Source organism: Avibacterium endocarditidis (genome assembly GCF_965138825.1).
Classification (GTDB): domain Bacteria; phylum Pseudomonadota; class Gammaproteobacteria; order Enterobacterales; family Pasteurellaceae; genus Avibacterium; species Avibacterium endocarditidis.
In genome coordinates this window covers 89,259-113,029 of the sequence record NZ_CBCSDH010000001.1, presented here as the reverse complement: position 1 = coordinate 113,029, position 23,771 = coordinate 89,259, and the positions used below count along the sequence as shown (strand labels likewise).

At 40.8% G+C, this 23,771-nt stretch carries 19 protein-coding genes; 12 read left to right on the top strand and 7 right to left on the bottom strand.

Annotated features, from left to right (window positions below; translation table 11 throughout):
* Nucleotides 1–891: a maltose ABC transporter permease MalG gene (gene malG, locus ACNAV8_RS00540; RefSeq protein ID WP_126373050.1), complete on the top strand. Its 891-nt coding sequence runs from the start codon at nucleotides 1–3 to the stop codon at nucleotides 889–891.
* 116 nt (nucleotides 892–1,007) lie between these two features.
* Here the strand turns inward: malG and ACNAV8_RS00535 are convergent, their stop codons facing one another.
* Both ACNAV8_RS00535 and malT read right to left on the bottom strand, forming a co-directional pair.
* The gene (locus ACNAV8_RS00535; protein ID WP_245872614.1) at nucleotides 1,008–1,379 is read right to left on the bottom strand and encodes a hemocin immunity protein; all 372 of its coding nucleotides are present in this window, start codon (nucleotides 1,377–1,379) and stop codon (nucleotides 1,008–1,010) included.
* 54 nt (nucleotides 1,380–1,433) lie between these two features.
* Nucleotides 1,434–4,112, bottom strand: a complete 2,679-nt coding sequence (malT, locus tag ACNAV8_RS00530) for an HTH-type transcriptional regulator MalT (protein ID WP_103855711.1) — start codon at nucleotides 4,110–4,112, stop codon at nucleotides 1,434–1,436.
* Nucleotides 4,113–4,287: 175 nt separating this feature from the next.
* On the opposite strand from malT, the gene glgP reads away from it, so the two are divergent.
* Nucleotides 4,288–6,684: a glycogen/starch/alpha-glucan family phosphorylase gene (gene glgP / locus ACNAV8_RS00525; protein ID WP_415777018.1), complete on the top strand. Its 2,397-nt coding sequence runs from the start codon at nucleotides 4,288–4,290 to the stop codon at nucleotides 6,682–6,684.
* A gap of 55 nt (nucleotides 6,685–6,739) precedes the next feature.
* Nucleotides 6,740–8,812: a 4-alpha-glucanotransferase gene (gene malQ, locus ACNAV8_RS00520; protein ID WP_415777017.1), complete on the top strand. Its 2,073-nt coding sequence runs from the start codon at nucleotides 6,740–6,742 to the stop codon at nucleotides 8,810–8,812.
* Nucleotides 8,813–8,855: 43 nt separating this feature from the next.
* Here the strand turns inward: malQ and ACNAV8_RS00515 are convergent, their stop codons facing one another.
* Nucleotides 8,856–9,419 (bottom strand): YtfJ family protein, encoded by a 564-nt coding sequence (locus ACNAV8_RS00515; RefSeq protein WP_415777016.1) that lies wholly within the window; start codon nucleotides 9,417–9,419, stop codon nucleotides 8,856–8,858.
* 170 nt (nucleotides 9,420–9,589) lie between these two features.
* Here ACNAV8_RS00515 and ACNAV8_RS00510 point away from each other — a divergent pair, with 170 nt between their 5' ends.
* The 5 genes from ACNAV8_RS00510 to uhpC all read left to right on the top strand — a co-directional run bounded on the left by ACNAV8_RS00510 (nucleotide 9,590) and on the right by uhpC (nucleotide 15,050).
* The gene (locus ACNAV8_RS00510) at nucleotides 9,590–9,919 is read left to right on the top strand and encodes a zinc ribbon domain-containing protein YjdM (RefSeq protein WP_103853233.1); all 330 of its coding nucleotides are present in this window, start codon (nucleotides 9,590–9,592) and stop codon (nucleotides 9,917–9,919) included.
* Between the two features lie 223 nt (nucleotides 9,920–10,142).
* Nucleotides 10,143–11,519, top strand: coding sequence for a hexose-6-phosphate:phosphate antiporter (gene uhpT, locus ACNAV8_RS00505; protein ID WP_046098405.1), 1,377 nt, complete (start codon nucleotides 10,143–10,145; stop codon nucleotides 11,517–11,519).
* A 141-nt stretch (nucleotides 11,520–11,660) separates the two neighbouring features.
* A complete protein-coding gene (locus tag ACNAV8_RS00500; RefSeq protein WP_103855641.1) occupies nucleotides 11,661–12,263 on the top strand; it encodes a response regulator in 603 nt (200 codons plus the stop codon).
* 1 nt (nucleotide 12,264) lies between these two features.
* Nucleotides 12,265–13,776, top strand: coding sequence for a signal transduction histidine-protein kinase/phosphatase UhpB (gene uhpB, locus ACNAV8_RS00495; protein ID WP_415777015.1), 1,512 nt, complete (start codon nucleotides 12,265–12,267; stop codon nucleotides 13,774–13,776).
* Nucleotides 13,776–15,050, top strand: a complete 1,275-nt coding sequence (gene uhpC / locus ACNAV8_RS00490) for an MFS transporter family glucose-6-phosphate receptor UhpC (protein ID WP_415777014.1) — start codon at nucleotides 13,776–13,778, stop codon at nucleotides 15,048–15,050. The genes uhpB and uhpC overlap by 1 nt, the downstream gene beginning before the upstream one ends.
* 67 nt (nucleotides 15,051–15,117) lie before the next feature.
* Here uhpC and ACNAV8_RS00485 read toward each other — a convergent pair whose 3' ends face one another.
* The 4 genes from ACNAV8_RS00485 to dsbC all read right to left on the bottom strand — a co-directional run bounded on the left by ACNAV8_RS00485 (nucleotide 15,118) and on the right by dsbC (nucleotide 19,188).
* Nucleotides 15,118–15,810, bottom strand: coding sequence for a 5'-methylthioadenosine/adenosylhomocysteine nucleosidase (locus ACNAV8_RS00485; RefSeq protein ID WP_103855642.1), 693 nt, complete (start codon nucleotides 15,808–15,810; stop codon nucleotides 15,118–15,120).
* Nucleotides 15,807–16,475: a thiol:disulfide interchange protein DsbA/DsbL gene (locus ACNAV8_RS00480; protein WP_415777013.1), complete on the bottom strand. Its 669-nt coding sequence runs from the start codon at nucleotides 16,473–16,475 to the stop codon at nucleotides 15,807–15,809. Before ACNAV8_RS00480 ends, ACNAV8_RS00485 begins: the two co-directional genes overlap by 4 nt.
* 9 nt (nucleotides 16,476–16,484) lie before the next feature.
* Nucleotides 16,485–18,206, bottom strand: coding sequence for a single-stranded-DNA-specific exonuclease RecJ (gene recJ / locus ACNAV8_RS00475; protein ID WP_103855643.1), 1,722 nt, complete (start codon nucleotides 18,204–18,206; stop codon nucleotides 16,485–16,487).
* Between the two features lie 295 nt (nucleotides 18,207–18,501).
* Nucleotides 18,502–19,188: a bifunctional protein-disulfide isomerase/oxidoreductase DsbC gene (dsbC, locus tag ACNAV8_RS00470; RefSeq protein WP_103855780.1), complete on the bottom strand. Its 687-nt coding sequence runs from the start codon at nucleotides 19,186–19,188 to the stop codon at nucleotides 18,502–18,504.
* 160 nt (nucleotides 19,189–19,348) lie between these two features.
* On the opposite strand from dsbC, the gene prfB reads away from it, so the two are divergent.
* The 4 genes from prfB (at nucleotide 19,349) to ACNAV8_RS00450 (ending at nucleotide 23,720) form a co-directional block, all read left to right on the top strand.
* A protein-coding gene (gene prfB / locus ACNAV8_RS00465) for a peptide chain release factor 2 (RefSeq protein WP_103855779.1) occupies nucleotides 19,349–20,447 on the top strand; the annotation gives its coding sequence in 2 pieces (ribosomal slippage) (nucleotides 19,349–19,423 and nucleotides 19,425–20,447; 1,098 coding nt in all).
* A gap of 42 nt (nucleotides 20,448–20,489) precedes the next feature.
* Complete coding sequence (lysS, locus tag ACNAV8_RS00460; protein ID WP_103855778.1) at nucleotides 20,490–21,998, top strand: lysine--tRNA ligase; 1,509 nt, start codon at nucleotides 20,490–20,492, stop codon at nucleotides 21,996–21,998.
* Nucleotides 21,999–22,060: 62 nt separating this feature from the next.
* Nucleotides 22,061–22,816: a Nif3-like dinuclear metal center hexameric protein gene (locus ACNAV8_RS00455; protein ID WP_103855777.1), complete on the top strand. Its 756-nt coding sequence runs from the start codon at nucleotides 22,061–22,063 to the stop codon at nucleotides 22,814–22,816.
* A 115-nt stretch (nucleotides 22,817–22,931) separates the two neighbouring features.
* Nucleotides 22,932–23,720: an SDR family oxidoreductase gene (locus ACNAV8_RS00450; protein ID WP_035685113.1), complete on the top strand. Its 789-nt coding sequence runs from the start codon at nucleotides 22,932–22,934 to the stop codon at nucleotides 23,718–23,720.
* Nucleotides 23,721–23,771 lie beyond the last annotated feature (51 nt).

Sequence of the window (23,771 nt, the reverse complement as noted above, 5' to 3'; positions counted from 1 at the left end):
ATGGCTATTGTTCAAGCAAAATCCTTACGATATCGCCTATGGGCAACCCATTTTTTCTTAATTGCGTTTATTGCGTTAATAATGTTTCCATTATTGATGGTGGTTGGCATTTCGCTACGTCCGGGGAATTTGGCACTTGGAGATATTATTCCGCACGAAATCTCTTGGGAACACTGGAAACTCGCCCTCGGGTTTGATGTGGTGCATTCCGATGGCACTATCACCCCACCGCCGTTTCCCGTATTACTTTGGCTTTGGAACTCGGTGAAAGTCGCAACGCTGACTTCAGTGGGAATTGTCGCACTTTCCACCACCTGTGCTTACGCTTTCGCCAGAATGAAATTCAAAGGCAAAAAAACGTTATTGCAAGGAATGCTTATTTTTCAAATGTTCCCAGCCGTACTTTCTCTTGTTGCCTTGTATGCATTATTTGACCGCCTCGGGCAATACATTCCGTTTCTCGGTTTAAACACACACGCTGGCGTGATTTTTGCCTATCTCGGTGGCATTGCATTGCACGTTTGGACGATCAAGGGATATTTTGAAACCATCGATGGCTCACTAGAAGAAGCTGCTGAATTAGATGGTGCAACGCCGTGGCAGGCATTCCGCTTGATTTTGCTTCCGCTTTCTGTCCCTATTTTGGCGGTGGTGTTTATTTTATCTTTCATCGCAGCTATTACAGAAGTGCCAATCGCCTCACTGCTCTTGCGTGATGTGGAAAGCTATACCCTTGCGGTAGGTATGCAACAATATCTTTATCCTCAAAACTATTTATGGGGCGATTTTGCCGCCGCAGCTGTGCTTTCCGCCATTCCTATCACTGCTGTCTTTTTATTGGCACAACGTTGGCTTGTAGGTGGCTTAACCGCAGGTGGTGTAAAAGGTTAATTCCTGAGGGGAAAAAAGTAAAAAAATAGCGAAAAATCTGACCGCACTTTGAATATCTGTAAGACAAATAAAAAACCTTGTACTAGCCGCACAAGGTTTTTTTGAACTCTAATCCGTTAAATTTTTAATGAGAGTAAATATTGTTTGAAATGTTGTATGAAAAATTCAACATCTTCTCGTTTGTACCCTAATAATTTTCCTATTTTTCTTTCATAGGTTTCATTAAAAGAAGAATAATAATTTTTTTTGAGTATTTTCTTAAATAACCTCGCTTTATTCGAGTGTTTTGGATTATATATTATATAGTAGTGAAAAAGATTATCTTGAAAATCTAATAATTTAACTGTTTTCAGCTTGAATACCCCCTTTTCTAAGTAGGGGGTGAATTCATCTGGAATATTGTAATCAGTATAAAAAAGAGTGAGTTGTTTTTGATTTTTCAGCATCAAATCAAGCTCTTTATCTTCGTGTGGTCCAAGAATTCCCATAATATTTTTGACCTCTCATTTTTCTTCAAGGATATTTGGGTGATTAATTACAATTTAATTATACCCCATCAACTGCAAAAGTTCCCTTGTGTATTGAATGGCTTCATTACGATTTGCCACACCTAATTTTTGATATAAATTACGAATGTGCGTTTTAATTGTGGTAATCGCGACTTGTAATTCATCAGAAATTTGTTCGTTACTATATCCCGAATAAATTAACCCTAGTACTTGCCATTCCCTTTGGGTAAGAGGGCTGATTTTTAACAAATCTGGCACTTGCGGATTTTTTAATAATTGTGCGACAAATTCTTCATCAAAATGGGCGAATTTATGTCGATAATATTGGTTTATGTGGCGTAAGATAAATTGGGCTTTATGAGCAACTAATTCATCTAGGCTGTTTTGAGCGAGTAATTGGCGAATTTGTTGTGCCATTATTTCTCCTTCCAAAACAAAGACGCTGATAAAATTGGTCTGCTTGGTGAGGCTAAGCCCAAGGCTAAGATCAGCCATTGCCGCCTCTTTGTTATGGGTGAGAAAATGTAGGCGATTACGTAAAATTAACGCACGGTTTAAATCACTGATAAATTGCAAATTTTCCGCCGTTTGGATCAATTTATCTAAAATCTTTTTGGCCTCTTCATAATCACCAATGAGCATTTTGGCTCGGGCAATATTACGCCATTGTACTTGGCTGAAATGATTGGTATCCGTGCTCGGTGGTTGGTTTTGAATCAACCAATTTTGAGCTGCTTGACTATTATTGGTCATTTGCCATAACACGATTTTGACCTGATCAGCGTTGGCGTTCCAATCGTTGTGGTAATGATGTGCGTTTTGTAGTTGAGTGATTTTTTCTAGCTGTCGAGTGGCGTTATCTATATCGCCTCGAACAAGAGAAATTTTGCATAAAATCGCAAGGCATTGCAGCTTTGCCTTTTCGCTATCTAACACTGAAATTCCCGCTGTTGCCATAGCTTCAGCTTTATCTAAGTCATACCAATCCCACAAAATTTGTCCTTTCAAACGGAGCAAAAATTCATACATTGGAATTTGCTGTAAGTGGTTTTCTTTCACAAACCGCGAGGCTTTATTTAGCATATCGTAGCCAGCTTGCAAGAAACCTTGTGCAATCAAAATCTCAGACTGTTGTAGCAATGTCCATAATACATTATGAGATGTGTGATACTGACGAGCCATTTTTTCCGCTTTTTGTAACATTGTAATGGCATCGGCGAAATTGCCTTTAACGTGCCACGCCTCGCCAATAATGGAGGTGGCAACAATTTTGGCATAGTGGGCGTTGTCAGCAAGGCGATTTAATGCATTGGAGGCAAGTGAAAGTGCGGTGTTTTCATCGCCTGAATTTATGGCGACTTGGGCGAGCAACACGTCAAATTCCGCTTGATTTTCAGGGCTGAGATCGATGTTCTGTTGTTCAAAATGGGCAAAAATGCCAGCCACTTCACTATGTCGATGTTGGCTTTGGGCAAGCCACGCTTTTAATAATACTAGATTAGGGTAGGCGGCAAGCCATGTATCATCAAGATGTTCTAGACTTTGTTCTAATAATTTGAGTTCCCCTTGGTGGAATAATTGCCAGCCGTTTTGCGATAAAATTTGCAACAATAATTGTTTGTTTTCTAATAAGCTAGCGTGGTAGAGGGCTTCGGTAACATAGCCTTGTGCGAGCCAACCTTGTGCCGCTTGTTGGTGCAAGGTGGGCATTTCATTTGCCAACTCACGTTGGCTACAATGGGCTAAGAAGGAGGCAAAAAGCGGGTGAAAACGCCACCAATTATCATCGCTTTCCATTCGTTGTAAAAATAGCCCTTGTTTTTCTAGCCGTTCTAAAATAAATCGGCTCTCTGTTTCGCCCGTTACTTCAGCCACGAGAGTTTCGTTCATTGAACGCAGAATGGAGCAACGCAAAATAAATTGTCTAGTCGCTTGATCCACAGGGGCAAGCACTTCGTCATTTAAGTAATCATTGATGTGAAAACTATGATGGGAAAGGCGTTTAGCAATATCTTGTAGAGTACTTTTCTGCTGTTTGGCAGAAAGGCTGATGAGTTGTAACGCCGTCGGCCAGCCCTCCACCTCATCACAAAGTGCGGTAATTTCTTGTTCCGTTAAGGGATCTTCTAAACGAGATTGGAAAAACGCAATACTTTCTTGATGAGAAAAAGGCAGTTGATGGGCATTAATTTCTAATAATTGTTCTTGCACTCTTAAACTGGCTAAACCTAATGGCGGCTGAGAACGTGAAATCAAAATGAGAGTCATTGCAGGCGGCTGATGTTTGATCCAATATTTTAATGCGTCGTGAATTTCTTCGTTTTCAATTAAATGATAATCATCAATCACCAGATAAAATGGCTGTTCGTAGGAAGCAAGATTGACCAACAACTGATTAAACAGTGAAAACAAATTGGAATAGGGCGGATTGTCTTCATTGTGAATGTGGTTGTTGGTAGCTCTCGCTAATGCCGCACAAAAGTAGCCTGCAAACCGCTCCGTTTGATTATCGCTTTCATCTAAAGAATACCAACCTAGATGCGGTTTATCCTTTGCCCATTGAGAAATCAACGTAGTTTTGCCATAACCTGCGGGAGCGGTAATCAGTACTAAAGGATAATCTGAAGCCTGTTCTAGCAAGGATAGTAAATTGGTTCTGGTTACGCTATTTTGTAGGCGGTAAGAACAAATAAGTTTTGATGGAATTAACATTGTTAATAACCCTTTTGTTGATGAAAGATGTCTTTTGGAGTTCTCCTCCCCCAAATAAGAAATTACTTCCTACTCGTCATACTGACAAGATTATAACAAGGAGGATTTATTTTTTCTCCTGCCGAGCATAATAAAACAAGAAGAATGTTTAATTTATGCCTTAAAAGGAGTTTTTATGTCTATTTCTCATACAAATGAAATGGCGTTATTTGATAATAATGTACAAAAATACTGCCGTTTTTTTGAACTTAGTTCGCCGCAACAATTTACCCTTGAGCAATGGTATCAAGTTATCGCTCGTACGGTGCTTGAAATGGCATATCACAAGCCGCAAGGCAAGGTTGATGAGCAACGCCATATTAATTATCTCTCAATGGAATTTCTCATTGGTCGCCTCACGGGGAATAACCTGATGAATTTGGGCTATTATGAAGCGATCAAAGCCTATTTAGCCCAGTATCAGATTGAGCTAGTCGATGTTCTGGAGCAAGAACGTGATCCTGCTTTAGGCAATGGCGGATTGGGACGCTTAGCCGCCTGTTTTTTAGATTCCATGGCAACGCTAGGGCAAGCGGCGACAGGCTATGGGCTGCATTATCAATATGGGCTGTTTAAACAGGCTTTCCAAGATGGAAAACAAGTAGAAAGTGGCGATGAATGGGGAAGAAATCAATATCCTTGGCATCGCTATAATCCAAGCAAAACCCAACAAGTGCATTTTGGCGGTAAAATTATTTCCCTTGGGGAAGATAGATATGAATGGAAACCTAAATTAACCATTGAAGGCAAAGCTTTTGATCTGCCGATTGTGGGCTATCAAAATGACGTAATCCAACAGCTACGCCTCTGGCAAGCAGACAGCCCACAATCTTTTGATTTAAACCAGTTTAATGAGGGCAAATTTGTCGCAGCGGAAAAAACCTTAATAAAAAGCACCGCACTTACACAGGTGCTATACCCGAACGATAATCATCGTGCAGGACAACAGTTACGCTTAATGCAGCAATATTTCCATTGTGCTTGTTCTGTGGCTGATATTCTTTCTCGCCATTTAGCACAAGGCTTCTCGCTAGAAGAATTTCCGAAACGTCAAGTCATTCAGCTTAATGACACACACCCAACCCTCGCTATCCCTGAATTAATGCGGATTTTACTTGATGAGTATCAACTCACTTGGCAACAAGCGTGGTCTATTTGCCAACAAAGTTTCGCTTACACCAATCACACCTTGTTGCCAGAAGCACTAGAACAATGGGATCAACGCCTATTCAAACAATTATTGCCACGTCACTTTAAAATTGTGGAAAAAATTAATCACCTTTTCCATCAACAAGTGAAAGCACAATTTGGCGATGATGCCAAAGTATGGGAAAAACTGGCGATTTTGTTTGATTACCGAGTGAGAATGGCAAATCTTTGCGTAGTGAGTTGTTTTGCGGTAAATGGTGTTGCTCAAATTCATTCTGATTTGTTGGTTAGTCAGCTTTTCCCAGAATATCATCAACTTTTCCCAACAAAATTCTGCAATGTTACCAATGGTATTACCCCAAGACGTTGGATCCAACAAGCTAACCCTGCATTAAGCCAGTTGCTCGATCAAACCGTCAAAGGCGATTGGAAAAAAGATCTTGAGTTACTTCACCAAGTGGAAAATGTGGTTGATGATGTCAACTTCCGCGAGGCTTATTGGCATATAAAACAGCAAAACAAAGCGGCTCTTGCCAGAGAAATTGAGCAAACGCTTAGCTTATCAGTCAATCCAGATGCGATTTTTGATGTGCAAATTAAGCGTTTCCACGAATACAAACGCCAGCATTTGAATTTATTAAATATTATCGCCACCTATCAATGGTTAAAAGATAATCCGAATAAAGATTACACACCAAGGCTCTTTGTTTTTTCAGGCAAAGCGGCACCGGGCTATTATTTGGCGAAAAATATTATTCACGCCATTAACAATGTCGCAGAGATCATCAATAACGATAAACAGATGAAAGATAAGCTACAAGTGGCGTTTTTACCTGATTATCGTGTATCGCTAGCAGAAAAAATTATCCCAGCGGCGGATATTTCCGAACAAATATCAATGGCAGGGAAAGAAGCCTCAGGGACAGGAAATATGAAGCTCGCATTAAATGGCGCATTAACCTTAGGGACTCTTGATGGGGCAAATGTTGAAATTGCTGAAATGGTAGGACAAGAACACATTTTCCTCTTTGGACATACTGTTGAAAGTATTCAAACACTATTAGCAGAAGGCTATTCGCCGAAAACTTACTATCGCAATGATCCTGTCTTAAAAAATGCGGTGGATTTTTTAGCCAAAGGCAAAGCCAGCAAGGGGGATAAAACAACCTTTAATCTGATGTTAGACAGTCTACTCGAGCACGATCCTTTCCTTGTTTTTGCTGATTTTGAGAGCTATCGACAAGCTCAAGAGCGTATTGGTCAGGCTTATTTAGATCGTGACGCATGGCTACGCAGTGCCATTTTAAACACAGCACGACTTGGAAAATTCAGCTCAGATCGTTCTATCCGTGACTATCAATCACGCATTTGGTTAAAAAAATAATGGATTGGCCACGCATTTTTATGCGTGGCAGCACGATAAAACAGGAAGCAGTATCATGAAAAGATTAACAAAGCGGTTTCAACAAGCTGGCATAATGCCTTATTTCTACAACGAACAAGGGATAAAAAAAACAGCTAGCCTCCAAACGCAACATCAATTATTCAACGCATTTTCAGGTAATACCCATTCTTATTCGGCAATTTTACCACCCGTAAAAATTCTTTACGAAAAAGCACCGCACTTTTTAAAACTCCATCGCACCGATTTAAAGAAAAATTTGCAAGGAAATTGGTGTCTTCAACTTGAAAATCAACAAGGGGAAATCACTGGGAAAGTAAAACGCAATACCATTTATTTTCCTCAAAATTTGCCGTTGGGCTATCACGATTTAACCTTAGCAATAGGAACAAAAACCTATTCTTGCCGTATTATTATTGCCCCAAAACGTTGTTATCAACCTCAAGAAATGGTACAAGGTAAAAAACTTTGGGGATCATTTATCCAATTATATAGTTTAAAATCTGAGCATAATTGGGGCGTTGGTGATTTTGGCGATCTTAAACAATTTTTGCGTGAAATTGCCGCAACTGGCGCGGATTTTGTTGGGCTAAACCCCATTCACGCTCTTTTTCCTGCTAACCCTGAAAGTGCTAGCCCTTATAGCCCATCATCAAGAAGATGGCTCAATATTCTTTATGTTGATCTCAATACATTGCCTGAATTTCAGCAAAGCCAGCCAGCACAGCAATGGTTTCAGCAGCCACAAATTCAACAAACTTTAGAAAAATTACGCACAGCAAGCCATATTCAGTACAGAGAAGTCATGGCATTAAAACTCGAAGGGCTACGACTTGCTTTCTCTTTTTTCCAACAACAGGCAAATTCTGATCGCCAAGCTGATTTTGAGCAATTCCTCCAACAAAAAGGGGAAAGCCTCATTATTCAAGCCACTTTTGATGCACTTCATCAACATCTCAGTGAGCAATTCCCTGAACAATGGGGTTGGAATTATTGGGCTACGCAATATCAGGATTATCATAGCGAAACGGTCGCACACTTCCAGCAAACCCACCAAGCAGATATTCGCTTTTATGCGTGGTTACAATTTATTGCGGAAACTCAGCTCAAAGAATGCGATGAACTCTGCAAAACCTTAAAAATGCCTATCGGGCTTTATCGAGATCTCGCTGTTGGCGTTTCCGATCAAGGCGCAGAAACTTGGTGTGATAAGCAACTTTATTGCTTAAAAGCCAGCATTGGCGCACCTCCTGATATTTTAGCGCCACAAGGGCAAAACTGGGGCTTATCGCCGCTCAATCCACATATTTTGCAGCAGCGAGCCTATCAACCCTTTATTGATCTCGTACAATCAAATTTGAATCATTGTGGTGCACTGCGTATCGATCATATTATGTCACTGCTACGACTGTGGTGGATTCCTAAGAATGGACAAGCACAAGATGGAGCATATATTCGTTATCCTGTTGATGATCTGATCGCCATTCTTGCCTTAGAAAGCCATCGACACAAAGCACTTATTATCGGGGAAGATCTGGGTACAGTTCCGAAAGCCATCGTGAGTAAACTCAAAAACGCGGGGATTTTATCTTATAAAGTATTTTATTTTGAATTTGATGAACAAGGAAAAAGCCGAGATTTAGCCGATTATCCTTATCAGGCAATGACAACCTTAAGTACGCACGATCTGCCAACTATTGATGGTTATTGGCGAGGCTATGATTTTGAACTTGGACAGCGTTATGGCATTTATCCAAATGAAAAAATTTTGGCGATATTGCAACAACAACGTCAGGAAGCTAAAGCCAAAATTTTAGCTCGTCTAACAGAGGCGGGAGTTGATCCTGATCAGCCAAAAGATTTATCCTCCCCAATTAGTAAAAAATTTAATCATCAACTACAAACCTATGTGGGGCAGGTGGAAAGTGCTTTGCTAGGGCTTCAACCTGAAGATTGGATAAATATGTCTGATCCCGTAAATATTCCGGGAACAAGCACCCAATATCCTAACTGGCGAAGACGCTTAAGCCAGAATGTTACAGAAATTTTTAATGATCCTGAAGTTCAGCAACTTTTACAGAAAATAAATACTTGCCGAAAACCGCATTAACTCTATGAAAATAGCCGATTAATCGGCTATTTTTTCAAAATGATTACTGATTTTTCAACAGACTGTTGACTAAACTCAATACTTCATCAATCTGTGCAGAAGAAAGTTTCCCCTCGTGAACAAACTTCACTTTGCCATTTTTATCCAACACCACGATCAAACTTTCTTTCTCTTTTAATTTCCACGCATTTTTCACCGCACTTTGATTATCCAGCACAATTTGACTATGGGCATTTTCTTTTTTCGCTTTTTCGGCGCTGCTCCGCACAAAAGCGCCCGTACCAAAAATTGCATCATCTGCGTTGATAATATTTGTGGTTTGATATTGCGTGCCATTAAAATGTTGCGCTTTAATTGCGTCCATTAAAGCTAAATTTTTTTCTTTTACTGCGCTTCGCCCTGCAATATGCTGCAACACTCGAACCTTACCTTTAAGCTGGGCAGATTGCCAAGGTTTTGCACTCACCTCTTGATTTTTCACCACAAGCTCGCCTTTATCCGCTACGCTTACCGCAGGGAGCGTTGCATTCAGTTGCAGATTGTGTGCCTGACTATGAGCACTGCTTAATAATGCGCTAAGCCCAAGTAATAAAACTGTTTTTTTCATTTTGTTCCTCGCTAAAAAGCCCTTAGTTTAGCGAAAATTCCCCTTTCTGACATCTTAAAAATCATTACAGCGAAAGAGATTTGTTTGTTATACTTCGCTCTCATCCCAGTTATTCAATCAGAAAAAAACATAACTGATTGTTTATATTGAAATTTATATAAGAGGAAAAAATGGAACAAACAATCTGCCCAAAATGCCAAGGCGAATATGTGTATCACGATGGTTTAAATTTTGTTTGCCCTGACTGTGCTTATGAGTGGTCTGGCGAGGAAGAAAATGACACAGAAGAAAAAGTGGTAAAAGACAGTAACGGCAATCCACTACAAGACGGCGATAGTGTGATTTTGATTAAAGATTTAAAAGTGAAAGGTTCATCTATTGTGTTGAAAAAAGGCACAAAAGCCAAAAACATTCGCTTAGTTGATGGCGATCACGATGTCGATTGCAAAATTGACGGTCAAAGTTTCTCATTAAAATCAGAGTTTCTGAAAAAAGCCTAATCACGCAATGGGCTGCGACAAGCGGCCTATTGTTTTGCCCTTCAAAATAAAGTGCGGTCAGATTTTTCGTGATTTTTACAAAAATGTGATCTATCTCACAAAAATATTCCAAACTTCCTAAAACTAGGAAATTTTCCTAAATCCTTTAAGCACTCATCTCAAGGCAGAAGAGCAAAATCTCATTAAAATTTGACCGCACTTTCATTTTTTAATTGAGGAAATTATGTTCAAATTTTTACAACAGGTGCGTAAACCTGTGCTAAATCTTCCTGTGGAAGAAAGACGCAAAATGTGGTTTAAGCCCTTTATGCAATCTTATTTAGTGGTGTTTATCGGTTATATGGCGATGTATTTAATTCGTAAGAATTTTAACGTTGCGCAAAATGATATGATCGAAACCTATGGACTCACCAAAACCCAACTGGGAATGATTGGGCTTGGCTTTTCTGTGGCTTACGGAATTGGGAAAACCCTTGTTTCCTACTATGCCGATGGGAAAAACACCAAACAATTCGTGCCGTTTATGCTGATCCTTTCTGCCCTTTGTATGCTTGGTTTTAGTGCAAGTATGGGCGGTGGCAGCGTGGCATTATTCTTAATGATCGCATTCTATTCGTTAAGTGGTTTCTTCCAAAGTACGGGCGGTTCATCAAGCTATTCCACCATTACCAAATGGACACCACGCAAAAAACGTGGTTCATTCCTTGGCTTCTGGAATTTATCCCACAACGTGGGCGGTGCAGCGGCAGCGGGCGTGGCGTTATTCGGTGCGAATGTGCTATTTGACGGACACGTTATCGGAATGTTCATCTTCCCTTCTATCATTGCGTTAATTGTGGGCTTTGTGGGATTACGCTATGGTTCAGATTCCCCAGAAGCTTATGGGCTTGGTACAGCGGAAGAATTATTTGGTGAAGAAATCAGCGAAGAAGATCGTGATGCAGAAGAAAATCAGCTTACAAAATGGCAAATTTTCGTGCGTTATATTTTGAAAAATAAAGTGATTTGGTTACTTTGCTTTGCCAATATTTTCCTTTATATCGTACGAATTGGGATCGATCAGTGGTCGCCAGTTTATGCTTACCAAGAACTTGGCTTCTCAAAAGATGCCGCAATTTCTGGCTTTGCCCTATTTGAAGTGGGCGCATTAGTTGGCACATTCTTGTGGGGATTCTTATCCGATTTAGCCAACGGAAGACGTGGTTTAACCGCTTGTGTTGCGTTGGTTTTAATCGTATTCACCCTTGAGTTTTATCAATTTGCGACCAACGAATATATGTATTTAATTTCATTATTCGTGCTAGGTTTCTTGGTATTCGGGCCACAATTATTAATCGGCGTTGCGGCAGTTGGTTTCGTACCGAAAAAAGCCATTGCCGTTGCTGACGGTGTGAAAGGTACATTCGCTTACTTAATCGGTGATAGCTTTGCAAAATTAGGTTTAGGAATGATTGCAGATGGTACGCCAATTTTCGGCTTAACAGGCTGGGCGGGGACATTCGCTGCATTAAATACTTCTGCAATTGTGTGTATGGTGTTGCTCGCTTTCGTGGCAATTGCGGAAGAGAAGAAAATTCGCCGCCTAAAAAAAGCACAATAATTGCAAAAACGCAATAATTTTGCACCGCACTTAATTTTTTAATGTTCTTTACAATTATGCAGTGAGATTTTCACTGCATAATTTTTTTATTGGAGTACAATGCTCTCCCACTTTGCTTAACGCCTTATGGCTAGGATAAAAATGATTAATATCGTGTTAGTTGATGATCATCTTGTAGTGCGTTCGGGCTTCTCTCAACTGCTGTCTTTAGAGCCAGATATGCGTATCGTAGGCGAATTTGGTTCGGCCAAAGAAACTCGTCAAAATTTACCGCGCCTAAAGCCTGATGTTTGCATTATGGATATTTCTATGCCCGATGAAGGTGGTTTGGAATTATTACCCGATATTCCGCAAGGCATTCATTGCATAATGTTAAGCGTAAACGATTCTGAATTTATGGTGAAAAAAGCCCTTGAATTGGGCGCAAAAGGCTACTTAAGCAAACGTTGTAGCCCTGATGAATTAATTCAAGCAGTTAGAACGGTTTATGCTGGTGGTGTTTATCTTATGCCAGAGCTCACCTTAAAACTCGTCAATACGCCGATTAAAAATACCCTCGCCCAACTCACAAAACGTGAACAAGAAGTCTGTGAATTACTCTCCAAAGGGCTAACAGTGAAAGAAATTGCGGCAGAATTATCATTGAGCATAAAAACTGTTCACGTTCATCGTGCCAATGCAATGAGCAAGTTAAATGTGAAGAATAACGTTGAATTGGCGAATTTCTTCCATAGTAAAGGATAAAATGAACACAATTTTCTTTTTTATTTATAGCTGCTTTTTTGTTGCGCCAGCCTATTTTTGTTTATGGATTATTTCTAATTATTTATTAGAAGATCCGCTGCTTTCTTTTTTATTTTTTCCTTTTGCGCTACGCATTGGCATTCTCATTCATACAAAAATAAAATATTGGTTTTCCATTTATCTTGCCGAGTATAGCATTTTACTATTACTCTATATTGCATTTCCTGAAAATAATACATTCTCTATCATTTTCCTTGGATTACTAAATATTCCACTATTGCTTATCTTTAAAAAATACTATTTTGGCAGCCAATTACGCTGCTTATTGCTACAAGGTCTATTAATTACATTACTCAGCCTAATTAATGCACTCTACTTTATTGGCGCTGAAAGTTTTTATTTCACCTTTTTGGTTAGTTTCTCAAGTGCGGTGCTAATTATTCCAATTTGTTATTTAATTTATTATTTCCTGTTTGAAATAAAATGGCTGCCGCTAACTTCTAGCCTGATTAGAAAACCTATTAGCTTAAGATCTAAGCCTATCATCATTTATCTTTTACTCTTTGTCTTAAACATTTATATTCAGACAGATTTGCCTGAATCTTTTAATCGTTTTTCGCTGTTTTTCTTATCCATTCCGATTATCTTGCTTGCTTTCCGTTATGGCTGGCAAGGGGCGCTACTCGGGATCTTATTAAATAGTTTGGCATTGATTAGTACAACTCACCATTTTTCTAACATAGAATTAACGGATTTATTACTTACGCTTTCCGCACAAACCATTACAGGGATTTTCCTTGGTTTAGGCATTCAACATCAACGCGATTTAAATCAACATTTAAGCCAAGAATTAGCAAGAAACCAATATTTAACCCAACAATTAATTCATCGTGAAGAAGAAATTAGAAAAGAAATTTCAAGAGAATTACACGATGAAATTGGACAAAACATTACCGCAATTAGAACGCAAGCGAGCATTTTAAAACGAATTGGAAAAACACCAGAATATGAAAAACTCTCACAAATTATTGAGCAATTATCTCTGAATATTTACGATAGTATTAAAGGCTTAATTAATAAAATCCGTCCGCGTATTTTAGATGATCTTAATTTGCAAGAAGCCCTACAAAATCTGTTTATTGAATTAGATTTTGCCAGCCAAAATACACAAATTCATTTACTTTGTAACAACCCTAAAAATAGGATACTTTCCCATTTACTGGAAATCACCTTATATCGCTTATGCCAAGAGGCATTAAATAATATAAAGAAATATTCTGGAGCAACAGAAGTTAATATTTATTTGAATATTGATGAAAAAATCACATTACATATTCAGGATAATGGCATTGGTTTTGATCTATCTAAAATCAATCATACTGGTTTAGGCATAAAAGGAATGAAAGAACGTGTTGCAATGTTAGGCGGGAAATTTGATATTCATTCTCTAAAATGGACAAAACAGCAACAAAGTGGCACAAGTATTTTTGTGGAATTACCTTGGATTAATTAATGAATACAGAAACACAACAACAAATCAATCAACGTTATCAATATTGGCGCATTCATTTAATGTTTGCGATGTATATTGGCTATGCAGGCTTTTATTTTACACGAAAAAGTTTTAACTATGCCGTCCCTGCATTAATTGCTGATTTAGGTATTGATAAAAATGATATTGGAATGATGACTACTGCATTTTATATTACTTACGGCATTTCTAAATTTTTATCAGGGATATTTTCTGACCGTAGTAATCCACGCTATTTTATGGCGATTGGCTTATTTTTTAGTGGCGTAATTAATATTTTCTTTGGGTTATCAAGTTCATTATTGGTTTTTATGAGTTTGTGGATTCTCAATGCGTGGTTTCAAGGTTGGGGCTGGCCAGCTTGTTCTAAATTACTCACCACTTGGTATTCGCGCACAGAGCGGGGTGCTTGGTGGTCGGTTTGGAATACGGCTCACAACGTGGGTGGTGCATTAATTCCGTTAATTATCGGCTATGTAACCTTGCATTACAGTTGGCGTTATGGCTTTATTATTGCAGGAATTATCACTATTTTTATTGCCTTATTCCTTGCTCTACGTTTACGAGGTACGCCAGAATCCCTTGGTTTACCAAGTATAGGGCAATGGCGTAGAGATAAATTAGAGTTAATTCAAGAGCAAGAGGGAAAAGATCTTTCTTGGCAACAAATATTATATCGCTATGTTTTCCTAAATAAATATATTTGGCTTTTGGCGCTAAGTTATACCCTTGTTTATATTGTAAGAACCGCAATTAATGACTGGGGAAATATTTATTTAACTGAAAAGTATCATTACGATTTGGTATCTGCTAATAGTGCAATTTCTTTATTTGAAATTGGTGGTATTTTAGGCTCGTTAGTTGCTGGTTGGGGATCAGATAAATTATTTTCCAGTAATCGTGGCCCAATGGCATTATTATTTGCCATTGGTATTTTCTTTTCCATTTTGGCACTATGGTTAATGGTGCAAGAAATCTTTATTTTGCAAAGTGCGGTGTTTTTTTCTATTGGATTTTTTGTATTTGGCCCGCAGATGCTTATCGGAATGGCGGCGGCTGAATGTTCACATAAAAAATCCCCCGGCGCAGCCACAGGGTTTATCGGTCTATTTGCTTATTTAGGGGCTGCACTATCAGGCTATCCGCTCGCGGTAGTAATGCAATATTTCCATTGGAATGGTTTTTTTGTGGTGATTTCTTGCTGTGCCTTTCTTATCGCATTATTGCTATTGCCATTTTTGAAAGCACAAAATTAAAAAAGCCTTAGCTATAAAAATACTAAGGCTTCTTGCTATTACTTTTTTCTGTCTTTTATCGCTTAAATTATGACAACGCATCAATCATCGCCAAAACCATTGCGGAGGATTGTTTGGCGGCGAGGGGGAGAAATTCTTCAAAGGACATACTGGCTTCACCATCTCCGCTATCAGAAATTGCACGTACCACAACAAAAGGCACGTTGAAAGCGTGGCACACTTGGGCAATGGCGGCGGCTTCCATTTCGACTGCCAACACATCAGTAAAATCTTGTTTAATTTGTGCTAAGGGTTCGCCGCCGTGGATAAAACTGTCGCCCGAGCAGATTAAGCCTTTATGCACTTTTTGTCCTTGGGCAGTCGCCACTTTTTGCGCAAGAGCGGTGAGATTTTCGTCAGAATTAAAACGCGCTGGGCAATTTGGTAGCTGACCTTTTTCATAGCCGAATGCGGTAACATCGGCATCGTGGTGAGCAGTTTGGGTTGAAATCACCACATCGCCCACTTTTAGCCCTTGCGCCACGCCACCTGCCGAGCCAGTGTTAATAATCACATCAGGTTTTGCGAGTTGTAATAACGCCGTTGTTCCCATTGCAGCGGCTACTTTGCCAATGCCCGATTGCAATAAGGCAATGTCTTTGCCGTTAATCGAGCCTTGGTAAATAGTCGCGCCGCCAATTTGCGTGGTGGTTTTATTTTCCATTAGCTCAGATAAATAAGCCACTTCTTGTGCCATTGCACCTACAATTCCGATTTTCATTGTTTTTTCTCTTGTAATAGTTTGTTAATTAAAAAATCTAGCACCGCAAAGCTGTAATCATCGTTATAAAGCGTGCTTGCAGTCAGCACATATTTTCCTTCTACAATTAAATAAGGATAGGTAAACACGCCATAATCTTCGGTCAGTTGAATGGCATCACGCACCTGCAAACGCACGCCTGCTGAATGATATAATTTGCGAAATTGTTCTGTATCAATGTGTTGTTCTTGCAGCCATTTTAGCAAGTTGGAAAAGCGAGATAATTCGGTGTAACGCTGTTTTTCTGAGCTTTCAAACAACAATAAATCCGACACATTTTCCGCATTCATTGCTTGTAGGGCATAAAAAATATTTGCCGTTAAATTCGCTTTTGCCGTTGCCACGGGCGTTTCAATAAGCACAACGTTATCACGGTTAATTTGGCTATATAAATTAAGAATATCCTGCGCCACGGAACAGACTCGGCAATCGTAATCAAAGAAAAATTGCAACAGAATTTTATGATCTGCGCGCGTGGGAATGGCTAGCGGTTCTTCGTAGGAAAAATAATCCCGTCCATCTTCAAATTGATTAATTTGTAAGGTGGGTGGCGTTTCGCTTTCCGCTCTTGCGCTTTGCGCAAGCAAAAAACTAAGCCCTGTGATAAAGAAAATTAATCGCCACATCAGATTACGCTACTCAGCCAAAGGTTCAATATAATCCACCAACAGTTGAATATTGCGTTGTCCGCGATATTCATTGACGTCCAATTTATAAGCTAATTTCACCCTTTTTAACGAAAGATCAGGATAATAACGCGTATCCACATTAAAGGCGATGGCATCGAGTAATGGCCCGCCATTTTGGGGTTCAAGCATCATTTTGAGGTGTTTTTCCCCCACTAAACGTTGCTGAAGCAATTTAAATTCGCCGTCAAACGTTGGCTCTGGGAAGGCTTGCCCCCAAGGTCCTGATTGTTTGAGAAGCTCGGCAGTATCCAAATTCATAAACTGGCTTGCCAGTTCGCCGTCCGTCCACACAATGCCTTGTAGATCTTTTTCGTCTAGGCACTCTTCCACCACCTCGTTAAATAGGCGCTGAAAATCACTAAATTTTTCTTCTTGAATGCTCAATCCCGCTGCCATTGCGTGTCCGCCAAATTTCAAAATGATGTCAGGGTGGCGAGAATGCAACCGTTCCAACGCATCACGAATGTGCAGCCCCTCAATGGAGCGTGCCGAGCCTTTAAGCACGCCAGCTTGATCTTGTGCAAAAGCAATCACAGGACGATGAAATTGATCTTTCAATCTTGAAGCTAAAATCCCCAATACACCTTGATGCCAATCCGCCTGATACAGCACAATGCCAGTGGGCAACGGTGGCGTAAGTGCGGTCAATTTTCGGCAAATTTCTAGCGCTTCTAATTTCATTTCTTGCTCAATTTCTTTGCGCGTTTGGTTCAAGCCATCTAGCTCCAATGCCAAAGCACGGGCGGAGGGCATATCTTCAGCCAATAACAATTCCACGCCCACCGACATATTATCCAAACGCCCTGCAGCATTTAAACGTGGCGCAATGGCAAAGCCTAAATCTGATGCACTGAAACGGCTCATATCACGATTCGCCACTTCCGCCAAGGCCTGAATCCCATAGCGGCAATGCCCTGCACGGATACGCTGTAAACCTTGATAGGCTAAAATGCGGTTATTTTGATCAAGCGGAACTACATCAGCAATTGTGCCAAGTGCCACTAAATCAAGTAATTCGGTGAAATTAGGCTGAGTTTTGCTATCAAATAAGCCTTTTTCGCGTAATTTAGCGCGTAATGCCAACATCACATAAAACGCCACACCCACGCCAGCTAAGGATTTAGACGGGAAATCGCATTGCGCTAAATTCGGGTTCACAATGGCATCAGCTTCAGGCAACATTTCGCTAGGTAAATGGTGATCTGTCACCACCACTTGCACGCCTTGTTGTTTCAAAAATGCCACACCTTCAAAGGAAGAAATGCCATTATCCACTGTGATTAGCACTTCCACATTTTTTTCTAGCGCCTGCTTTGCCACCTCAACGCTTAAGCCATAGCCTTGCTCAAAACGGTTTGGCACAAGATAATCCACTTGTTGGAAACCAAGCTGACGTAACGCCACTACGGTTAACGCCGTACTAGTTGCGCCATCGGCATCAAAATCCCCCACGATCACAATATTTTTTTGCGCCATACGCGCTTGTGCCAACAATTCCGCTGCCTTATCCATACCGAATAACGCGTGTGGCGAAAGCATCGCTTTCAAAGTGCGGTCTAATTGTTGCGGATTTTCGATTTGGCGCGCACGATAAAGACGATCAAGCAAAGGGTGATCGCTAATCGGCTGTGCTGTGCTAATGGGGCGGCGTTGGATTGTTTTGATCACGAAATAAAATCCTTAAACACATTTTAGGTTTCGCCCTAAAAGGGCGACCTACTTTTCTTTGCTTGTGCAAAGCAAAGTAGGCAAAAGAAAGCACACCCTACAGTCTCGCTTTTCCTCATTCCAGTTAGATTTTCCAAGCGGCGAAAAAAGAGATTTTGTTTCGCTCCGCTACACAAAATTACAATTTTTTTCGCCTAAAAATCTAACTTCCATTCGGGCAAGACTGAAGGGAACCCACAAAAGATCATCTAGATTAAATGGGTATATAAGAAATTTTTCATAATTTGTATTATACCTATTCTTCTTGCAAGGCTTTAAGCAATTCTTTTGGTGGTAAATAACCACCGATAAGCTCACCTTTCGGCGTAACAATGCTTGGCGTGCCGCGCACACCAAATTGCACACCAAGTTCATAGTGTTTCTTCACGATATCAGCATTTTTCAAAGTTTTCGGCAAGTTGCCTTTTTCCGCTTCATTTAAAGCTTGTGCAGGATCTTTCGCTTGCCAAATGGCTTCCATTTGTTTTGCTGTATTGTTATTTAAGCCACCGCGCGGAAATGCAAGGTAACGAACGGTGATGCCTAAATCATTATACTGACTAAGTTGTTGATGTAATAAGTGGCAATAATGGCAGGTAATATCCATAAATACGGTTACCACATATTTTTCATTTTTTGCCGGATAAACAATCATTTCATTTTTATAACTATTTAATTTATCTAGCAAAAATTTTCCTGTTAAATCCACCGCACCTTTATCAGTTAGCTCATATAGCTGACCTTGCAGCACATATTTGCCGTCTTCGGAAGCGTAAAAAATGCCTTCGTTGCTGATAACTGTTTTTAAGCCATTGATCGGCGATGACTTAATTTCCATTTGTGATACGCCAAGTTTTTTTAATTGCGCTTCAATTTGTGCATCGCTTGCCACGGCATAGACGGACAACGCGGCTAACGAAAGTGCGGTAATGATTTTCTTCATTTTTCTTTCCTGATGTCTATTCCTTGTGAAAGGCGGATTTTATCACAAGCCCAATCAACAAGCTAATAGGAAAAGGCTTTCAACATAATTGACCTACCAAATTGGGCTAAAATAGCATATAATTCGGCTCTTATATGCAAAATTAGATAGAACTGAATTTATGTTTGAAATTAATCCAATCAAAAATAAAATTGCCGATCTCACTGAACGCACGGCAACCCTTAGGGGGTATCTTTGACTTTGATAGCAAAGTCGAACGGTTAGAAGAAGTCAATGCTGAACTTGAACAGCCTGATGTATGGAATGGGCCAGAAAAAGCGCAAGCGCTCGGCAAAGAGCGTGCCAGCCTTGAAAGCGTGGTGAATACCATCAACAACCTGCAACAAGGGTTAGACGATGTGGACGGCTTGCTTGAACTCGCCATTGAAGCGGAAGACGAAGCCACCTTCAACGAAGCTGTCGCCGAATTAGACGAGCTAGAACAAAAACTCGCAGGGCTTGAATTTCGCCGAATGTTCAGCGGTGTACACGACAGTGCCGATTGCTATGTGGATCTGCAAGCAGGTTCAGGCGGTACGGAAGCTCAAGACTGGACAGAAATGCTATTGCGAATGTACTTACGTTGGGCGGAAAGCAAAGGCTTTAAAACAGAATTAATGGAAGTTTCAGACGGCGATGTGGCAGGCATAAAATCGGCCACTATTCGCATTTCTGGCGAATACGCATTTGGCTGGCTACGCACTGAAACAGGCATTCATCGCCTTGTGCGAAAAAGCCCGTTTGATTCCAACAACCGCCGCCACACCTCTTTCAGCGCCGCTTTTGTGTACCCTGAAATTGATGACGATATTGATATTGAAATCAATCCTGCGGATTTACGCATTGATGTGTATCGCGCCTCAGGTGCGGGCGGTCAGCACGTGAATAAAACCGAAAGTGCGGTGCGAATTACCCATATTCCAAGCGGTATTGTGGTGCAATGTCAAAACGATCGTTCACAGCATAAAAATAAAGATCAGGCGATGAAACAGCTCAAAGCCAAGCTCTACGAATTGGAGCTACAAAAGCAAAATGCGGAAAAACAAGCAATGGAAGACAACAAATCCGACATTGGTTGGGGCAGCCAAATTCGTTCTTATGTGTTAGATGATTCACGCATCAAAGATTTGCGTACGGGCATAGAAAACCGCAACACCCAAGCCGTACTAGACGGCGATTTGGACAGATTTATTGAGGCGAGTTTGAAGGCTGGGCTATAATAGAACAATAAAATAATCACTGAAATTTAAAGGTAAAACAAAATGACAGAACAAACCCAAGAATTAGATTTAAACGGTGAAATGCTGGTTCGCCGTGAAAAATTAGCGGCGTTGCGTCAAAAAGGCAATGCGTTTCCCAATACCTTCCGCCGTGATGCGCTTGCGCAGGATTTACATCAACAATATGATGAGGTTGATGGCGAAGCCTTGAAAGAACAAGGTGTGGAAGTGAAAGTGGCAGGACGTATTATGACACGCCGTATTATGGGTAAAGCAACTTTCGTTACCTTGCAAGATATGAGCGGCCGTATTCAGCTTTATATTGCACGCGACAACCTGCCTGAAGGCGTTTATGCCGATGACGTGGGCAACTGGGATTTGGGCGATATTGTGGGCGTGAAAGGGACGCTATTCAAAACCAAAACCAATGAGCTTACCGTGCGCGCTAGCGAAGTACAGCTTTTAACCAAGGCATTGCGTCCATTGCCAGATAAATTCCACGGTCTCGCGGATCAAGAAATGCGTTATCGTCAGCGTTATTTGGATCTTATTTCTAACGAAGAGTCTCGCCGCACTTTTATTATCCGTTCAAAAGTAATTGCAGGAATGCGTGAATATTTCATCAGCAAAGGCTTTATTGAAGTAGAAACACCAATGTTGCAAGTGATCCCAGGCGGTGCGGCAGCACGTCCATTTGTGACCCATCACAATGCTTTAGATATTGATATGTATCTGCGTATTGCGCCAGAACTTTATCTCAAACGCCTTGTTGTTGGTGGCTTTGAGCGTGTGTTTGAGCTAAACCGTAACTTCCGTAACGAAGGCGTATCGGTGCGTCATAACCCAGAGTTTACGATGATCGAGTACTATCAAGCCTATGCGGACTACCACGATTTAATGGATAACACCGAAGAGTTATTACGCAAGTTGGCCTTAGATATTTTAGGCACAACCATCGTCCCTTACGGTGATTATGAATTTGATTTTGGCAAACCGTTCGAGCGAATCACAATGCACGAGGCGATCTTAAAACACGGTTCGGATAAAGGTATCGTGAAAGAGGATCTGTACGACCTCGATCGTGCCAAAGCCTTGGCTTCCAAACTTAGCATTGAAGTACAAAAATCTTGGGGCTTAGGCTCGATCGTCAATGCCATTTTTGAAGAAGTGGCAGAACATCACTTAATTCAGCCAACGTTCTTAATGGCTCACCCTGCGGAAATTTCACCATTAGCACGCCGTAATGATGAAAACCCAGAAGTGACCGATCGTTTTGAACTATTTATCGGTGGCCGCGAAATTGGTAACGGCTTCTCAGAGCTTAACGATGCAGAAGATCAGGCTGAACGCTTTGATGCGCAGGTTGCAGCAAAAGAAGCAGGCGATGATGAAGCGATGTTCAAAGATGACGATTTTGTTACCGCACTTGAACACGGTTTACCACCAACCGCTGGCGAAGGCTTAGGCATCGACCGCTTAGCAATGCTTTTCGCTAACGCCCCATCAATCCGTGATGTGATTTTATTCCCAGCGATGAAGCATAAAGGATAATTTTTAATCAAATAGGGAAAGGTTAGCTATGATCTTTCCCTTTATTATGAAATGGCAACAAAATGAATAATTTAGCCCTAGAACAACTTCTTAACGAAAAACTTAACGCAGCGGCGATTTCTGACTATGCTCCCAATGGTTTGCAAGTGGAAGGCAGAGAGCAGGTGAAAAAAATCATTACTGGTGTAACCGCAAGCCAAGCCTTGATTGATTATGCCATTGCGCAAAATGCTGATGCCATTTTGGTACACCATGGTTATTTTTGGAAAAGTGAAAATCCCTGTATTCGTGGAATGAAAGGCAAGCGCATCAAGGCATTATTGCAAAATAATATTAATCTTTATGCCTATCATTTGCCCCTTGATGTTCACCCAGAACTGGGCAATAACGCACAGCTTGCAGCATTGCTTGGCATTGAAGATCTGCAACCGTTGGAACAAGGAAAATTCAGCATTCCCGTTTATGGCAAGTTGAAAACACCGATTAGCGGTGAAGCATTGGCGCAACGCATTGAACAGCAATTACAGCGTAAGCCCCTTTTTTGTGGCGAAAATGCACCGCACTTAATCCACAGCGTGGGAATTTGCACTGGTGGCGGACAAGGCTATATTGATCTTGCCGCACAGCATGGGCTTGATGCCTTTATTACGGGCGAAGTTTCCGAGCAAACCATTCATTCTGCGCGTGAACAAGGCATTAATTTCTTCGCTGCAGGCCACCATTGCACCGAGCGTTACGGCGTGAAAGCCTTAGGCGAATGGCTCGCGGAAAATCACGGTTTTGATGTGGAGTTTAAAGATATTTACAATCCCGCATAAAAAATGGGAAAGCAAAGTGCGGTGTAAATTTTGCGAATTTTCAGGTCAGCTTTGTATAAACACCACTTTTCCCTTATACTATGCACAATTTTTTCATCACAAATAGGAATAAAAAATGGGTTTCTTAACTGGTAAACGTATTTTAATTACAGGCTTAGCGAGCAATCGCTCTATCGCTTATGGGATTGCTGCGGCAATGAAACGTGAAGGTGCAGAGCTGGCTTTCACTTATTTAAACGATAAATTAAAACCACGCGTAGAAGAATTTGCCAAAGAATTTGGTTCAGACATCATTCTTCCCCTTGATGTAGCGAGCGATGAAAATATCACTCACTGTTTTGCGGAATTAAGCAAACATTGGGAAAAATTCGATGGCTTCGTTCACGCGATCGCATTCGCACCGGGCGATCAATTAGACGGCGACTATGTCAATGCCGCAACCCGCGAAGGCTTCCGCATTGCTCACGACATCAGTGCATACAGCTTCGTAGCAATGGCACAAGCGGCACGTCCAATGTTAAATCCAAATTCAGGGCTTGTTACTCTCACCTATTTAGGTGCGGAGCGTGCCATTCCAAACTACAATGTGATGTGTTTAGCCAAAGCCTCATTAGAAGCCAGCACCCGCGTAATGGCAGCAGATTTAGGTAAAGACGGTATTCGTGTAAATGCGATTTCAGCTGGCCCAATCCGTACACTTGCCGCATCTGGCATTAAAAACTTCAAGAAAATGTTAGCAACCTTTGAAAACACCGCCCCATTACGCCGTACTGTAACCATTGAAGATGTGGGTAATTCAGCAGCGTTCTTATGCTCTGATTTAGCCTCAGGGGTAACGGGTGAAGTGTTGCACGTTGATGCAGGTTTCAGCATTACCGCAATGAGCGAATTAGGTGCGGAATAATTTTAACTTTTACAAAAATAAGGCAGACCAATGCGTCTGCCTTTTGTCGTT

Excerpts from the sequence above, each read along its gene's own strand:
- uhpT (WP_046098405.1), top strand. The coding sequence starts at position 10,143 with ATGTTCAAATTTTTACAACAGGTGCGTAAACCTGTGCTAAATCTTCCT.
- lysS (WP_103855778.1), top strand. The coding sequence starts at position 20,490 with ATGACAGAACAAACCCAAGAATTAGATTTAAACGGTGAAATGCTGGTT.
- ACNAV8_RS00450 (WP_035685113.1), top strand. The coding sequence starts at position 22,932 with ATGGGTTTCTTAACTGGTAAACGTATTTTAATTACAGGCTTAGCGAGC.
- ACNAV8_RS00480 (WP_415777013.1), bottom strand. The coding sequence starts at position 16,475 with ATGTGGCGATTAATTTTCTTTATCACAGGGCTTAGTTTTTTGCTTGCG.
- dsbC (WP_103855780.1), bottom strand. The coding sequence starts at position 19,188 with ATGAAGAAAATCATTACCGCACTTTCGTTAGCCGCGTTGTCCGTCTAT.
- glgP (WP_415777018.1), top strand. The coding sequence starts at position 4,288 with ATGTCTATTTCTCATACAAATGAAATGGCGTTATTTGATAATAATGTA.
- uhpC (WP_415777014.1), top strand. The coding sequence starts at position 13,776 with ATGAATACAGAAACACAACAACAAATCAATCAACGTTATCAATATTGG.
- ACNAV8_RS00485 (WP_103855642.1), bottom strand. The coding sequence starts at position 15,810 with ATGAAAATCGGAATTGTAGGTGCAATGGCACAAGAAGTGGCTTATTTA.
- ACNAV8_RS00515 (WP_415777016.1), bottom strand. The coding sequence starts at position 9,419 with ATGAAAAAAACAGTTTTATTACTTGGGCTTAGCGCATTATTAAGCAGT.
- ACNAV8_RS00535 (WP_245872614.1), bottom strand. The coding sequence starts at position 1,379 with ATGGGAATTCTTGGACCACACGAAGATAAAGAGCTTGATTTGATGCTG.
- malG (WP_126373050.1), top strand. The coding sequence starts at position 1 with ATGGCTATTGTTCAAGCAAAATCCTTACGATATCGCCTATGGGCAACC.
- malQ (WP_415777017.1), top strand. The coding sequence starts at position 6,740 with ATGAAAAGATTAACAAAGCGGTTTCAACAAGCTGGCATAATGCCTTAT.
- ACNAV8_RS00455 (WP_103855777.1), top strand. The coding sequence starts at position 22,061 with ATGAATAATTTAGCCCTAGAACAACTTCTTAACGAAAAACTTAACGCA.
- uhpB (WP_415777015.1), top strand. The coding sequence starts at position 12,265 with ATGAACACAATTTTCTTTTTTATTTATAGCTGCTTTTTTGTTGCGCCA.
- ACNAV8_RS00510 (WP_103853233.1), top strand. The coding sequence starts at position 9,590 with ATGGAACAAACAATCTGCCCAAAATGCCAAGGCGAATATGTGTATCAC.
- malT (WP_103855711.1), bottom strand. The coding sequence starts at position 4,112 with ATGTTAATTCCATCAAAACTTATTTGTTCTTACCGCCTACAAAATAGC.
- ACNAV8_RS00500 (WP_103855641.1), top strand. The coding sequence starts at position 11,661 with ATGATTAATATCGTGTTAGTTGATGATCATCTTGTAGTGCGTTCGGGC.